This window comes from Rhodococcus sp. DMU1 (assembly GCF_012272955.1).
Lineage (GTDB): Bacteria > Actinomycetota > Actinomycetes > Mycobacteriales > Mycobacteriaceae > Rhodococcus > Rhodococcus aetherivorans.
Genome location: NZ_CP050953.1, coordinates 112,710 through 126,709 on the forward strand (window position 1 = coordinate 112,710; position 14,000 = coordinate 126,709).

The window sequence follows — 14,000 nt, forward strand, 5'->3', positions numbered from 1 at the left end:
ACCTCCCTGTTCAGCACAGACGTCAGCAACCTCTAGCGCGACTCGGGTCGCGGCACCGGCCCTGATCAGCGGCCTACAGCCGTTCCGACACTGACCGAGTGACGGGTCTGGCTGGTGATCCCCGAAAACGCTGCGCGCGAAGCCGATGCCAGCGAACCGAACCGCCGGGTGAGCTCGGCAAGTGCGTTCCTGGCGGTCACGCACCGGTCACTCGTGCGCGGTCTTGCAGCGGAACCGCATCTCGCCGCCAACGTGGATCGCCACGCCGGCACTGCGATCACTGCGGACGCCGGCGACAGTCCGTAGGTGCCATACTCCGTAGCTGCCATACTTGGCGACCGACCACCGCCAGGAAATCCTGGCCTCGTCGCCACGATTCGCGCAGCAGGTGGAAATCGCGAACCCCATCAATACTTTCTGTGGCATGCGTCAGCACCCCCCCGTTGTGACAGACGTCTTGAGTGGGCCAAGGAGACAACATGACCGCAGCCGGGTGCAGCGGTACCGCATGACCAGGGCGGACGTGGCGGCGCACCACCGTCTTGGTGCGGTCGTAGACGACGGTGGCCGGGACACCACCGAAGTGGTCGAAGGCACGAATGTGAGCTCCCCAGAACGCGGACAGACCCATGCTGTGGGTGAAACAGCGTCAGCGGGTCCCGCGAGTAGGAGAGCACCATGTGGAACGAGTAGACCTTGCGCCCGGAGCCGAACAGGTCCCCTTCCTCACCCCAGTCGACCTGGGCCTGCGCCCCGGGGACGGTGTCGAAGCGGCGGTGCAATCCACCCGAGGGCAGCGTCCGGTCCGCCTCCAACTCGTCGGCAATGACGGGACGTGCTGTGCGACAGAACATTTTGACGCGCTGATAGTGCACGGTGATGTGGTAGTCGGCGGCGAGGCGTTCGCAGATCACCGACGCCTTGAGGCCGATGTCGGCGCGGAGCATCTGTTCGATCACCGCGGCGGTCTCGTCGGTGATCGCCCGGGGCTGCGTCCCGGCCCGGGACGTGCCCTTCGGCGGGGTGGTCGGCGCGTCGGCGGCGAGGTAGCGGCGCCCGGTGCGCCAATCGCAGCCGCATTCACGGGCGATCTCGGCATAGGTCGCACCGGCCTCGTGCAGTGCTGTGAAACGGCGGATGTTCATCCAGGACTCTCCATCGAGGATCATGGGCAAGGGGCCACCCTTCGGGTTCGTCAACTTGGCGGTAGACGAGCCGAAGGGTGGCGCTTGCCGTGGGCGAGTAACGGCAGGACTCGCCGAACACCTACATATGAGGTTGTACCTGGACCGTCACGTCAGGGTGTACGCGGACAACATCGCCGCGGTCGACGAACAGATCGAGGCGCAGCTGGCCCCTTTCGCGCAGGCGGCGGCGCAGCTGGATGAGATCCCGGGGATCGGGCCGGTGGCCGCCGCGATCATTCTCGCCGAAATCGGGGTGGACATGTCGCGGTTCCCGACCGCCGGGCACTTGTGCTCTTGGGCGAAGTTCTCTCCCGGTGTCCACTCCTCCGCGGGTAAGTCCAAGGGCAACGGTTCGACCGGGCACGGCAACCGCTACCTTGCCCGGGTTCTCGGGGAGGCCGCCGTGATTGCGGGCCGCACCGACACGTTTCTCGGTGCCAGATATCGGCGGATCGCCAGACGACGAGGGAAGAAGCGAGCCATCGTCGCTGTCGGGCGTTCGATCCTGATCATTGTCTGGCATCTGCTCTCCGACGAGAACGCAGCCTTTGCCGATCTCGGTGCCGATCACTTCACCCGCCACCTCGACCCGGACAGACGGAAACACAGTCACATTCGTCAACTCGAAGCCCTCGGGTACTCCGTCACCTTGACACCGGCCGCCTGACCCGCACCACGCCACGCCCGCTTCCGCTCCGCTCGGCCGGGAGCTGGCACGTGTTCGCACCCGTGCGCAGGTCACCTCATTTTCGGATTAGCGGGCTACGAAACTCGACCACAACCTGACCGACAATCGACCTCGGCCTCCTTGCCAAGCCGGGACCAGTTGCCGCCATCGTCGACTGACCGCCCGACAACGGGCTACTTCCCCCCGCCATCCAGCTGGTGAAGAACAGCCCGGACGATCACCGGTCACCGCCAACAGAACCGATTGTCAGCGCTCACCTGGAGTGCTGTGCCGGGTCACTTTGCACTGCGGGCTGACGCGTTCGCCGCCAGCGTACGATTCATGACCTCGGTGTCGAGGTAGTAGGGCCGGCATTCGATAGCCTTACCGTCACGCACCCGCCACCACTCCGAAATATTGATCTGGAGTCTGTCGGGACCGGTAGCCATCACCAGGACCTGCGCTGCCACCCATTCGCCCTCGGCGATGAGGACCTGGACATCGAGGGTAGACCAATCGTAGTGCTCGGCGAGCGCCCCGATGCAGCCCAACACCGCATCTCGCCCTTCGTAGGTCCCGCCGACAGCCAACGAATCGGCCTCGACCAGTACCATGTCGTCGGACGCCAAGGCCAGGAAGGCCTCGATGTTGCCGGTCCGAACCGCATCGTAGATCGATTGGACGACATGCTTGCTCTGCTCGGCGGCGTTGACGGTAGTACTCATCGGTTCCTCGCTTTCTGTTGTGCCGGCCGCAGCCGACTTGGAAGTGCTCTATTCAATTCAGAGTTGCGGACGAAGCGAGCACCACGACAGCGTTTCCGCGGACGAGAACGGTATCGTCCCGCGAACACATCAGCTGAAGCCCTACTCGGCGCCCCGACGGTTCTTCCGACACGGATACGATCTCGGCAGTGCATGTCAACAATTGACCCGGATGGGCAACCGCCAGATTGGTCATGCCGACCGACGTCAACCGGCTGTTTGGTCCCGCCCAGTCAGTAACCTGGCGAACCATCAGAGCCGTCTGCAGCGGGCCGTGGACCAGTAGATCCGGGTAGCCTTCGCGCTCCCGCGCCCACGTGACGTCGTAATGAATGCGGTGCGCATTATGTGTCGCTGCCCCGAAGGCGAACATCTGCACCCGGTCGACAGTGACCTGCAGATCGGGCAGGCGGTCGCCTATGTGAAGGTCGTCGATCGAAGCGGTCTTTTCGACATCACCGGTACTCATCGCGCCACCAATCTGAAATCAGTTGTTGCGATGAGACTTCCATCAGAATCGGTGTACCTGGTCGTCCACGTCGCAAGGAGGAAATCACCGGATCTGCCGCGTTTGGAGACGATATCGGCGAGCACCCTGGATGCGAATACCTTCTCACCATCGAGGATCGCACGCAGGAACTCTGACTTGTCGCCGCCGGCCATCCGTCTCTCCGGCAGTCCGGGGAGGTCATACTCGGGCACGCTGCCATCGGCTCGGAGCTCGCCGAGAGCGCGAAGCGGACGGACGACCATCGGCAAGAACATCGGAGGCATCACCAAAGCGGGGTAGCCGTGACGCTTAGCCACGTCGATATCGAAGTACAGCGGGTTGGTCTCGCCCACCGCCAAGGCCCAGCGCTGGAACTCGCGGGCGCGCACGGTACCTTCGCCGGACCAGGTCTCACGCCCGATCCACGCCGCCGCCTCGTCTGGAATCGGTCGCGGCAATGTCGGCGATTCAGCCATCTGAGTCCTCCACTGTGTAATGAAGCAGCGTCACATCGTCGCGCTGCACAAACGACGGCCGGACGCGCAGTCCCACCCGCAGGTCGCCGGGGTTGACCCCGACGAGTTCGGTCACCAGGTGCGGCCCTTCATCCAAGCGGACAACGGCGATCGTCTGTGGGAGGTCGTGAGCCCACGCGGCAATCGTAGGTTTGTGACCCACGGTGAATGTGAAGACCTCACCGTGGCCCGAAACCCGTCGCCACTCGAGGTCGTCGGTGAGCGTGCCCGGTGTACGAGATCGTGGATAGAACACGTATCGGTCCGCGGACGGTGAGTACTGGATCAGAATCTCGCCTCGCGCCAGACCCTCCCAGAACGGCGCGGACACATCCGTGGGACGGGGAACCGGCTTGTCGTGCTCAACTGTCGTCGCGGTCATCTCAATCACCCTCCAAAACGAGAGCCACCTGTTCGCTCATGATCCCGCCATTGCCACTGACGAAGGCGATATTGCAGTCGTCGATCTGATTCGAGCCCGCCCGGGCGGAGATCTGCCGTACCGCGTCGCACACGTGATGCATCCCTCCCGCGACGTGGGCCTGCCCGAAAGACAATTGGCCGCCCACGGTGTTGCACGGGAAATCACCCTTGAACGTCAGATCATGTCCGAGGACGAACTCGCCGCCCTTGCCCTTGGGAACGAAACCGGCGTCTTCCAGGGACATCAGGACGGTGATGGTGTAGCAGTCGTAGATCGACACCATATCCACGTCCGTGCGTGCGCGGCCGGCCATCTCGAAGGCTCGATCGGCGGCCTGACGGATCGGTGTGTCGAGGAGATCCTCGACAAAGGCCGGCGACTTGGATGTCAGGCGTTCGCCGAATCCTCGGATCCAGACCGGACGGTTCCGTGATCGCGCTGCGACCGCTTCGCTGGCCACCACGACCGCCGCACCGCCGGAAACCGGCATCACCATATCCAGCATGCGCAGCGGTTCCGCGACCATCGGGGACGCGTTGACGGTCTCCAGGGTGATCGGCTTGTCATGGAAAATCGCTGTCTCATACGAGTTCGCGTTGGTGCGTTGGTCGACAGCTATTTTCGACAGCGCGGACCGATCGAGTCCGTACTCCGCGTCGTAACGCTGGGCGATCATCGCGTACGGGGCGTTTTGGGCGGCCAGACCGTACGGAAGCTCGAATTCAGCTTGTGCGGAGCCGAAGAGGGTGCTCGAGGCCCCCACGGAACCGCGCTTCGCATCGGGGGCCAGCAATCCTTGTGCCTTGCCGGTCCGTGAGCTGGGCGTCGGCTGCCCCGGCGTACAGCAGAGCACGACATCCGCGATTCCCAATTCGATCGCCGCCGCCGCGCGCCAGATCATACCAGCCGCTGTCGCGCCGCCCAGATCGACGAACTCCGCGAAATCGACCTTCAGGCCTAGATACTCGGCCACTGTGGCCGGAACGAACTTCGTCGACTCGGCGATCGCGGTCGTGCAGATGCCATCGATGTCTTCGGGCCGAAGCCCCGCATCATCCACAGCCGTCTTGGCCAGTGCGGCCCACTGCTCGAGTGACAGCGTGGGTCTGGCGACGGAGAGCTTTTCCGGTGCGAGCTCGACCATGCCGACGATCGCCGCTCTTCCACCGAGTCCATTGATCGCCCGATCGGCTCGGGTTTTCGACGCAGGACTCATGATTCCCCGCTCAGGTAGAGGTCGGCGAAGTCGGTGCGCAGACGATACTTCTGGATCTTGCCCACGGTTTCCGGCAATTCGGCCACGAAGACGATCGACTTGGGTGTTTCGTAGCCCGCGAGACGCTCCCGGCAGAATTCGATCAGTTCATCCTCGGCGACGGTCGCATCGTCGTGCAGAATGACAACACCGGTCACCGCCTCTCCCCATCGTGGATGGGGTAGGCCGACCACTGCGGCGCGCGCAACTGCCGGGTGGGTGGCGAGCATCGACTCGACACGCATGCTCGAAATGTTCTCGCCACCGCTTTTGACGATGTCCTTGTAGCGATCGACCAGGGAACGGAGTCCATTCTCGTCGACGATGACGCTGTCCCCGGTGTGGAACCAGCCGTCGCGGAAGGCCTCACGCGTCGCTTCTTCGTTTCGGTAGTAACCCGCGGTCATCACCGCGGACCGGTAGACCGCCTCGCCGGGGACACCCCGCACGCTGTTCCCGTCAATGTCGACCACATCGGAAGACAACATCGGGCTGGGAACGCCCACGCAGTTGATCGACGGCGCGGTGGCGGCATATGCCTCGGGCCACTTCGACGGCCAGAACCGGTGACAGGCGATCGACTCGGTCTGCCCGAAGACCCCGAGCACGTGCACCTGGGTGCCAAATCTGGCGCGCAGACGGTCCAGCGTGCGCGGCGGCATGGCGCCCCACCCGTAAACCACCATTGTGCACGCTGAGACATCCAGATCGATATTCGCTTCCAACTGGTCGAGCACATCGGCCGCGAACTGGGGCGATCCCACGAACAGTGCGGTGCTCCGGTCATCGTGCAGAGCCTGCGCCACCCGCGCCCCGGTCTGTCCGCGGCCGAGGTGGACGGTGCCACCCGACATCAGGGCGCCGAACGGGAACGGCTGATCGCCGACGTGGTAGATCATCGGCAGGAAAACGGCCAGGCGGACGTCGCATTCATGGGCGAGACCACGGGTGAGCGAGACCGCCATGCTCAGCGCTGCCACCTGGGTGGAGTGATGGGTGATCATCACGGCTTTGGGTAGTGATGTCGTACCGGAGGTGAACAAGAGTTCCCAGACGTCGTCGCCATGGATCTCGACGTCTGGCTCAGTCGTCGGTTGTCCCGCGACGAATTCACTCCAGGGCTTCGACCCTTCTACCACATCGCCGCCGGCCATGATGGTCGCGATGGCGGGCAGGCCAGCATCGGCAACCACGGCGGCGATTCGGGGCCACATCTCCGCGTCGACGATCACAGCACTTGGTTCTACGAGCGCCACCAGGTGACGAAGCACGTCAGGGGCGAGATTCACGTTCATCGGGGCGACGACCATCCCCGCCTTCGCGATACCGATCTTGGTCACGAATGCCTCGACCGTGTTGTCGCAGAACATCATCACACGGTCGCCCGGAACCAGACCCGCCGCGGCAAGGCCGTGGGCGACCTGGTTCGCGAGTGCGTCGGCCCGCGCATTGGTGAGTGCCGCGTACTCCGACTCGCCGCAGGCGCCGGTGAGGGAGATCTTGTCCGGATAGCTCCACGTGAGTCTTTCGAAGACATCGCCGACGGACGTACGTTCCCATCGGTTTGTTGCGCGTCGCCCGCGCAGGCTCTCGACATCGAAGGTGGGTTCGCGGCGATTCGATGCCTCGGCCCGGGTATGGCGCTCATCGATCTCGGTCATAGGAAGCCTTTCAAAAATTTCGACGATGGTGGTGGCCGTGCCACCATCGAGGTTACGTCTGTCGGCGGCACCCGGCCGCCGCTGCCGGTCGCCGAGATCAGTGACGATGACCGGGACTGATCACGTCCGCGGCCGTCGGCGTTCGCTCGGCGGCGGACGCCTCCTGCCGTGCCAGTTCGGCGTCAAGCGCGCGGTTGTCACGCCGGGCCCGAGCGGCCAGTACGCGCCCGGCCGAGTCGCTGAGCGTGCACATCCCCGGGATGGTGGGGTTGTGTGCGCATCCGCCGCCGGACCCTGTCGACAACGCGGTCCGAGCCGCGAATGGTTCTTGTTTGGACGGCGTGCCCACCCTGCCCCCCAGCCGAATCGGTACGAACACTCGGCGGGCCTGCCCGGTGCAGGATTCACAAGCGACCTGTACCGGTGGCGGGCTGCTCACCCATTTCTCCGAGATTGTCAGGCACTCGGAACACCTGAAGTCAACGAGGATCATGGCGCTCGTCTACTCAAAGTGTGAACCGGTGTTGCCGAGTTCGGCCCAGTCCTGCGGATCATGTGTGATCCAGACGGTTGCCTCCTCGGCCTCCTGGATGCGCTTGAGACGGCGAAGGCTCTGCAGCGCGATCTTGCTGTTGTCGTCGAAGGGCGTCGGGAATTCGGCGGCGAGAGCGGCTCGCAGGTGTGCGGTGTCTCCGGCAAGGATGAACGTCCGCGAAGCGAGCCGGACCTTCAGACTCAGATTTCCCTGCGTATGTCCCGGCATGGAGAGAATGGTGAGACTGCCATCGCCGAAGAGGTCGACGTCGGCTCCGGGCACGATCCGCCAGTTGAGCTGTCGCAACCCGCCGAGGGCCTCCGGCGCATACGCGAACGCGCCGACTGGATCCGGAGCGAACGCATTGGCGAACTCGCCGGCACCGACATAGAAGGTGGCCTGCGGGAACAGATGATGTGCACCCGCGTGATCGAGATGCAGATGAGACGACACGACATGCGTGATCTGCTCGGTCCGGAAGCCCCGGTTTGCGAGCTGCCGGTCGATCTGCTGCTCAGGCGTCGCCTGCAGGCCGAGGATGGCAGCCACCTCTTCGCCGTATTCTGCGACCGGATCTGCCATACCGCTCGGCGAGAGTCCGGTGTCGAAGAGGATCAGCCCCTTCTCGTGTTCGATGAGAAACGCCGGCATCGGGACGGTGATCGATCCGGATGCGCCGAACATCAACAGGCTGGAGTCGAAGGTGAAGGTGGGCGTATCGAGCGCCCACAGCTTGCGTGCAACGTTGAGAGACACGGGGTTTGCCGTTCTGCCGTCGTGTGGCGGGTGACCACACTTAGATGGGTGGATACTTGCCGCGCTAGAGAGTGGGGATATAGCCGGAGGGCAGGGCGATCGACTTGATCTGGTAGCAGTTCTCGCGCCCTTCGCGGGCTCGCTCGCGTCCGAGGCCGGAGCGTTTCACGCCGCCGAAGGGACCTCCACCGCCGCCGGGAGGCGCCTCATTGATGCGACAGGTGCCCGTCGTGACCCTCCGAGCGACCTCGACTCCGCGATCGAGATCCTCAGTGAACACAGCCCCGCCCAATCCATAGTCGGAATCATTGGCGATCCGAACTGCATCGGCATCATCGTCGTACGCCATCACCGAGATCACCGGTCCGAAGATCTCTTCCTGGGCGATAGTCATATCGGTGGTGACACCGGTGAATACAGTCGGTTCCACGAACCAGCCTCGGTCCAGGTTCCGCGGGCGAGCGCCGCCACACGCCACGGTTGCTCCCTGTTCGCGGCCGATGGCGAGATACTTCTCCACCCGCTCACGCTGCCGACGAGCCGCCAACGGCCCGACCGCGGTTGACTTCTCGTGCGGGTCACCGACCACCAGACCGGACACGGCGCCGACCAGTGCGTCGATCATCTCCTGCTCACGTGAGCGGGGCACCAGGATACGAGTCGTCGCGAAACACAGTTCGCCATTGTTGGGCATCGAACTCTCGATGACCTGGGAGAGTCGTTTGTCGATGTCCACGTCGTCGAGCAGGATCGCGGCCGATTTGCCGCCGAGCTCCAGCGTGACGCTCTTGAACGAGCTCGCGGCGAGGGAGGCCACGCGTTCGCCGGCCGCGGTGCTACCGGTGAAACTGATGCGGTTGACACCGGGGTGGGAAACCAGGCGCTCCCCGACTTCCACCCCGCCGGGGATGATGCTCACCACGCCTTCGGGAATTCCTGCCTCGTGGAAAGCCTCGGCGACGAGGTACGCGGAGAGCGGAGTCTCGGGCGCCGGTTTGGCGATCACCGTGCATCCAGCGAGCAGCGGGGTCACCATCCGTCCAAGAAGCGAATGCACCGGTCCATTCCACGGGATGATCGCGCCGACGACACCGATCGGAAGCCGTTCGACGAGCACTTTGCCGGCTGGGCCGTCCCGGAGTTCCGCCGTCTCGAAGGCCTCCATCTCAGCCACTTCAGCGGCAATCGACTTGACCGCTCCCCCAGTGAGCGGCCCCATGAAGCTCAACGGCGAGCCCATTTCGTCGATCTGCAAGTGGACGATCTCGTCGACTCGGGGTGCGAGCAGCTCCATAACCCGGGTCAGGTATGCCCCGCGTTCCTTGACGGTCATATGAGGCCACGGGCCTTCGTCGAATGCGTTCCGTGCGGCGGCCACCGCGACATCGACATCGGCCGGGGTGGCCAAGGGCACCGTGGCGAACACTTCCTCGGTCATCGGCGAGACGACATCCAGTCGGTCCTGACCGGCCGGCCGGCGCCACCGGCTGCCGATGTAGATCTCCTCACGATTCAGCATTGCGATTCCTTTCCGAAAGCACCGTGATGTGCTGGTAGGTGTAGTTCGGGCACGCGCGGAGCGGATGAGCGGGCACACTCCGTCTCCGGTACATCAGTCTGACCACTCCACGAGTGCGTCGAGCGCCTCGATGCGGTCGCCCGAGGCGAGAACCGGGTTGACCTCGAGTGACAAGACCGGCCGCGGCGCGGTTCGAGCAGCCCTGGCCACCGCCAGGATCTGCTGAACCAGACCCTCACGGTCGACCGAGGGGCCGCCGCGGTATCCGTCGAGCAGAATCGAAGCGCGCAGCTCGGTCAGCATCTCTTGGACGTCGGCGGCGGTCACCGGCAGAACTCGCAGACTGACATCCTTCATAGCCTCGGTCCAGACCCCGCCGAGGCCGACGGCGAGTGTATGCCCCCAGGTCGGGTCCGCCACGACTCCCACGATCAGTTCGATCCCACTGCTGCGCATCGGCGAGATCAGAACGCCGTCGGGTGGAGTCCCCGTAGCCGCGATTATCCGTTCCTGCACGCTCTTGTAGGCCGCGCGGAGTTCGTCGGCATCGCCGATTCCGAGGACGACACCGCCCATGTCGCTCTTGTGCTGGAGCGCCGCTCCAACAGCCTTCACCACCACGGGGTACCCCAGCCGATCGGCGGCGACGAGGGCGTCAGCCTCCGACATGACGTGCTCGCCGGGAACCACCGTCACCCCGCGCGAAGCGAGGTAGTCGCGCGTTCGGACCTCGTCCCACCCCTGTGGTCCCGGATCGGTGTCGTTGATGGCCTCGTCGTTGTCGAGCGGAGCCGATCGGTGTGGCGCCGCCGCCCTCGTCGCCTCCCACTCAGTGCGTTCGGCCAGCCGTCCGAGCGCGCGCACCACGTGTGCGAGCCCGCCGGACAGGAACCGAGCGTTGTGACTGCGGAAGTAGTTCGCGGCCAGCTGCGAGGTGCGGGCGCTGATGTTCTCGACGAAGAAGGTCGGCACCGTGCTGGTCGACAATCGTTCGGCCGCCTCGGCAACGACATCACTGAGATGGTTGGCGAGCGCTTCCGGTGTGTGGGGTGCCGGAACCCCCAGCATGAGCGCGTCGACTCGTGAGTCGCCCGCCACGGCCTCGGTGATGTCCGCTAACGCCCCCACGCGGGTGGTGGCCGTACCCGTGGTGTCGAGCGGGTTGTTCACTACACCCGGCGCTTCCGGAATGCGCGAGACGTCCTCGATGGTCTCTGCACCGAACTCCGGGAATTCCAGTCCGGCCCGCTCGCCGAGGTCCGCGGCCTGGGCGCAGAAACCACCCGACATGCTGATGAAGCCGATCCGCCGCCCGATCGCGCCGCCCGTTGCCGATGCGACGCCGGCCGTGTACACGAGTTCCTCGGCTGAGTAGACCCGGATGATGCCGTGCTGACGAAATGCGGCTTCGACGACATCGTCGTCACCGGCGATCCCACCGGTATGTGCTGCCGCGACTCGCGCCGCTGCGGAACCACGGCCGACTTTACAAGCGATAACCCGTTTTCCGGCCTGGTTCGCCATCGCAACGGCAGCCAGGAATTCGTCCGCATGACGCACAGACTCCAGATACAGGGCGATGACTCGGGTGTGCTCGTCCTCCGCGGCATACGCGACGGCGTCGCTTGCGGTGAGCATTGCCTCATTTCCGGTGGCCATCACCCAACTGACGCCGATCTGATCCTGAGCGGCGAAGTTCACCAAGGTCGAGCCGACAGCTCCGCTCTGGGAGATGATCGCGATGTCGCCGGTCGGGATCTCAGTCGGCAGCCGTGTCCCCATCGCGATGAGTCCAGTCGTGTTGTTGAGGAATCCCAACGTGTTCGGACCCAGTAGCGTGATTTCTCGTTGCTCAGCCACCCGGACCAGCTCCGCCTGCAGGGCTCTCGATTCCTCGTCGCCGGCCTCGGCGAATCCGCCGCTGAGCACCACGGCGTTCCGGATGCCGTGGTCGGCGATCTGCTCCACGGCGTCGATGACGCGGGGAGCGCCGACCGCGATGAACGCGAGGTCCAGATCGCGCGGAAGGTCCGCCACCGAACGGACGGTTTCCCGGCCGAAGACGAGTCCCTGCGCGTTGGGGTTGACCAGATGCACATCGGGTGCGCTGCCGACGCCACCGGCACCGTCGATGCTGCCGATAAGATGACGAAGGAACATGGACCGTTCACTCGCGCCCACGATGGCGACGCGGCGCGACTCCATGAGGCTGGCCACCCGCGCTGCGGCCTGCGCCGATGTGGTGGACGGGCTGATGACACTCATGCGGATTCCTCACTGGCTTTCTTGTCTTGTTGCCCCACGAGCCCGAGCTCGCGGCGTACCTTGTCCAGCGCTCCGTGCATCTCTTGATCGCGGCCGCGCAGGATCTGTGTCCGTGTTTCGATCTCCATTGCACCCGCGAACGTCGCGGTTTCGAGATTCAGTTGCATATCAGCCTTTGTCGACCGGACTGCCTCGGGCGGAAGGGCCGCGATCGATCGGGCAATGTCCATCACGTGGTCGAGCAACGTCTCGGCCGCTACCACTTTGTTGACCAATCCTGTGCGCTCCGCCTCCGCGGCATCCATGAACCTCCCGGTCAGCAGCAGTTCGGAGGTGAGCCCCCAACCGATCAGGCGGGGAAGCAGCCAGGAAGTACCGAGCTGCCCACCCGAGAAGCCGAGCCGGGTGAAGGCCGCGTTGAATTTCGCGGCCGGCGAGGCGTAGCGCAAGTCGGCGCCAAGGGCCAGCGAGAGGCCGCCACCGGTCGCCGGACCGTTGACCGCAGCGATGACCGGTATGCCAATTCCTCGTAGCGCAGTCATCGCGCCGGCCCCGAGTTCCTGGTGCCGACGCATCCGGGTGGACGACCACGACTCGATGTCCACCATGTTGGACAGATCGCCACCTGCACAGAATGCGCGACCGGCCCCGGTGAGTACCACTACCCGTTCATCTTCGTCCGAGTTGACCGCCTCGCCGAGCACAATCAAATCGGCGAACATCTGAGGGGTCATCGCGTTGAGTCGTCCGGGTCGGTTCAACGTTGCCAACAGGATGCCCGGGGACGGGTGATCGAGTCGTATCGTCTCGAGTTCGATACTGACGGTCATTTGTCCTCCTGCACGGATCGGAATACACCGGCTGCTCGTGTGCGGCGTTGGCCAATCGGACACGGTGTGGTTCCGGTCACCCGAGCAGTACGGTCGGAACCATACCCGCGGTAGCCTCGCTTGTACACTGTGCGGTCAGTGTATATCTTAGGTCACATCTTCTGCCTCGGAGGTCTATATGAGCGCAACGGACGCAAACACCCATGACCAACCGGTCTCGGAACGTCTCAGTCCCACCGTGCGCGGTCTGGTGCGGGCCATGTACCGAAACGCTGCACAGCCGGAATGGACCATCGAGCGTCACCGGATGGGCTTCGAGGAGGCGACCACTCCCCGACCGCTCGCCCCCGGGGTCGAGATCGAGAGGATCTCTACCCCAGGAGGTGCGGCGGAGTGGGTGCGGCCTCCCGGCTCCGACGATCGGCAGACGGTGCTCTACCTGCACGGTGGGGGGTTCATCATGGGATCGATCAATACGACACGAGCGATGGCCACCCACCTCGCGCTGGCGACCGGCCGCCCACTGGTTATCCTGGAGTACTCGCTGGCGCCCGAGGTCCGGTTTCCGACGCAGCCACGCGAGGCCTGCGATACATATGCCTGGCTCTGCGACCAGGTGGGCGCCGCCCAGCTGGTCGTCATGGGCGATTCGGCGGGGGGCGGCCTGGCGATGAGTGCGATCCTCGAGGCTCGCCGTCGTGGCCTGCCGATGCCCGCGGCGGCGGTACTGTTGTCACCGCTGCTGGATCTACGTATGCAAGATCCCGGGCTGGATCATGCGGCGGAGCACGACCCGCAACTACCTCGTTGGCTGTTGAGCATGATGTGCAGCAGCTACCTGGGCCCGGACCACGATGCCGAGAACCCGCTCGCCTCCCCCGTGCTGGCCGACCTGCGCGACTTTCCACCTATTCTGGTCCATGCCGCAGAGCTGGAAGGGCTCCGCGGCGATTCCGAACTGCTGAGCGTTCGGGCGCGGGAGTGTGGCGTACGCTGCGACCTCGAAATATGGCCCGGGATGATTCACGTCTGGCATGCTTTCGCGCCCCGTCTGCCCGAGGCGGCCGCCGCTTTCGAGCAGATCGCCGGCTGGCTCGATACGACCGTCGGCATCCAATGAAAGAGTCTGGCC

General features: G+C 64.6%; 13 protein-coding genes. 2 read left to right on the forward strand and 11 right to left on the reverse strand.

The genetic code is table 11. The features are described from left to right. Positions 1 to 407: 407 nt before the first annotated feature. Positions 408 to 1,169: a hypothetical protein gene (locus tag HFP48_RS28600; protein WP_246872606.1), complete on the reverse strand. Its 762-nt coding sequence runs from the start codon at positions 1,167 to 1,169 to the stop codon at positions 408 to 410. A 103-nt stretch (positions 1,170 to 1,272) separates the two neighbouring features. Between HFP48_RS28600 and HFP48_RS28605 the strand changes: the two genes are divergently transcribed. Further along, positions 1,273 to 1,854 carry a transposase gene (locus HFP48_RS28605; protein ID WP_348983367.1) on the forward strand — a complete coding sequence of 194 codons (582 nt, stop codon included), beginning with the start codon at positions 1,273 to 1,275 and terminating at the stop codon, positions 1,852 to 1,854. 296 nt (positions 1,855 to 2,150) lie between these two features. Here the strand turns inward: HFP48_RS28605 and HFP48_RS28610 are convergent, their stop codons facing one another. The 10 genes from HFP48_RS28610 to HFP48_RS28655 form a co-directional block, all read right to left on the reverse strand. Then, positions 2,151 to 2,579 (reverse strand): nuclear transport factor 2 family protein, encoded by a 429-nt coding sequence (locus HFP48_RS28610; protein ID WP_168580766.1) that lies wholly within the window; start codon positions 2,577 to 2,579, stop codon positions 2,151 to 2,153. A gap of 52 nt (positions 2,580 to 2,631) precedes the next feature. Then, complete coding sequence (locus HFP48_RS28615) at positions 2,632 to 3,087, reverse strand: MaoC/PaaZ C-terminal domain-containing protein (protein WP_168580767.1); 456 nt, start codon at positions 3,085 to 3,087, stop codon at positions 2,632 to 2,634. Continuing rightward, on the reverse strand, positions 3,084 to 3,584 hold the full coding sequence (locus HFP48_RS28620) for a MaoC family dehydratase N-terminal domain-containing protein (protein WP_168580768.1): 501 nt from the start codon (positions 3,582 to 3,584) through the stop codon (positions 3,084 to 3,086). The genes HFP48_RS28615 and HFP48_RS28620 overlap by 4 nt, the downstream gene beginning before the upstream one ends. Then, positions 3,577 to 4,005 carry an OB-fold domain-containing protein gene (locus HFP48_RS28625; RefSeq protein WP_168580769.1) on the reverse strand — a complete coding sequence of 143 codons (429 nt, stop codon included), beginning with the start codon at positions 4,003 to 4,005 and terminating at the stop codon, positions 3,577 to 3,579. Before HFP48_RS28625 ends, HFP48_RS28620 begins: the two co-directional genes overlap by 8 nt. Position 4,006: 1 nt before the next feature. Next, on the reverse strand, positions 4,007 to 5,263 hold the full coding sequence (locus HFP48_RS28630; protein WP_168580770.1) for a thiolase family protein: 1,257 nt from the start codon (positions 5,261 to 5,263) through the stop codon (positions 4,007 to 4,009). Further along, the gene (locus tag HFP48_RS28635) at positions 5,260 to 6,963 is read right to left on the reverse strand and encodes an AMP-binding protein (protein WP_168580771.1); all 1,704 of its coding nucleotides are present in this window, start codon (positions 6,961 to 6,963) and stop codon (positions 5,260 to 5,262) included. Before HFP48_RS28635 ends, HFP48_RS28630 begins: the two co-directional genes overlap by 4 nt. Before the next feature lie 502 nt (positions 6,964 to 7,465). Beyond that, entirely contained in the window at positions 7,466 to 8,254 is a 789-nt protein-coding gene (locus HFP48_RS28640; protein ID WP_246872607.1) for an N-acyl homoserine lactonase family protein, read from the reverse strand. Between the two features lie 64 nt (positions 8,255 to 8,318). Beyond that, positions 8,319 to 9,773 (reverse strand): aldehyde dehydrogenase, encoded by a 1,455-nt coding sequence (locus HFP48_RS28645; protein ID WP_168580772.1) that lies wholly within the window; start codon positions 9,771 to 9,773, stop codon positions 8,319 to 8,321. Between the two features lie 93 nt (positions 9,774 to 9,866). Further along, on the reverse strand, positions 9,867 to 12,038 hold the full coding sequence (locus tag HFP48_RS28650) for an acetate--CoA ligase family protein (protein WP_168580773.1): 2,172 nt from the start codon (positions 12,036 to 12,038) through the stop codon (positions 9,867 to 9,869). Continuing rightward, positions 12,035 to 12,868 carry an enoyl-CoA hydratase/isomerase family protein gene (locus tag HFP48_RS28655; RefSeq protein WP_168580774.1) on the reverse strand — a complete coding sequence of 278 codons (834 nt, stop codon included), beginning with the start codon at positions 12,866 to 12,868 and terminating at the stop codon, positions 12,035 to 12,037. Before HFP48_RS28655 ends, HFP48_RS28650 begins: the two co-directional genes overlap by 4 nt. Positions 12,869 to 13,046: 178 nt before the next feature. On the opposite strand from HFP48_RS28655, the gene HFP48_RS28660 reads away from it, so the two are divergent. Further along, the gene (locus tag HFP48_RS28660; protein WP_168580775.1) at positions 13,047 to 13,988 is read left to right on the forward strand and encodes an alpha/beta hydrolase; all 942 of its coding nucleotides are present in this window, start codon (positions 13,047 to 13,049) and stop codon (positions 13,986 to 13,988) included. Positions 13,989 to 14,000: the final 12 nt, after the last annotated feature.

Bases quoted from the DNA above. Each gene is read 5' to 3' on its own strand.
- HFP48_RS28600 (WP_246872606.1), bottom strand. From the start codon at position 1,169: ATGATCCTCGATGGAGAGTCCTGGATGAACATCCGCCGTTTCACAGCA.
- HFP48_RS28605 (WP_348983367.1), top strand. From the start codon at position 1,273: ATGAGGTTGTACCTGGACCGTCACGTCAGGGTGTACGCGGACAACATC.
- HFP48_RS28610 (WP_168580766.1), bottom strand. From the start codon at position 2,579: ATGAGTACTACCGTCAACGCCGCCGAGCAGAGCAAGCATGTCGTCCAA.
- HFP48_RS28615 (WP_168580767.1), bottom strand. From the start codon at position 3,087: ATGAGTACCGGTGATGTCGAAAAGACCGCTTCGATCGACGACCTTCAC.
- HFP48_RS28620 (WP_168580768.1), bottom strand. From the start codon at position 3,584: ATGGCTGAATCGCCGACATTGCCGCGACCGATTCCAGACGAGGCGGCG.
- HFP48_RS28625 (WP_168580769.1), bottom strand. From the start codon at position 4,005: ATGACCGCGACGACAGTTGAGCACGACAAGCCGGTTCCCCGTCCCACG.
- HFP48_RS28630 (WP_168580770.1), bottom strand. From the start codon at position 5,263: ATGAGTCCTGCGTCGAAAACCCGAGCCGATCGGGCGATCAATGGACTC.
- HFP48_RS28635 (WP_168580771.1), bottom strand. From the start codon at position 6,963: ATGACCGAGATCGATGAGCGCCATACCCGGGCCGAGGCATCGAATCGC.
- HFP48_RS28645 (WP_168580772.1), bottom strand. From the start codon at position 9,773: ATGCTGAATCGTGAGGAGATCTACATCGGCAGCCGGTGGCGCCGGCCG.
- HFP48_RS28650 (WP_168580773.1), bottom strand. From the start codon at position 12,038: ATGAGTGTCATCAGCCCGTCCACCACATCGGCGCAGGCCGCAGCGCGG.
- HFP48_RS28655 (WP_168580774.1), bottom strand. From the start codon at position 12,868: ATGACCGTCAGTATCGAACTCGAGACGATACGACTCGATCACCCGTCC.
- HFP48_RS28660 (WP_168580775.1), top strand. From the start codon at position 13,047: ATGAGCGCAACGGACGCAAACACCCATGACCAACCGGTCTCGGAACGT.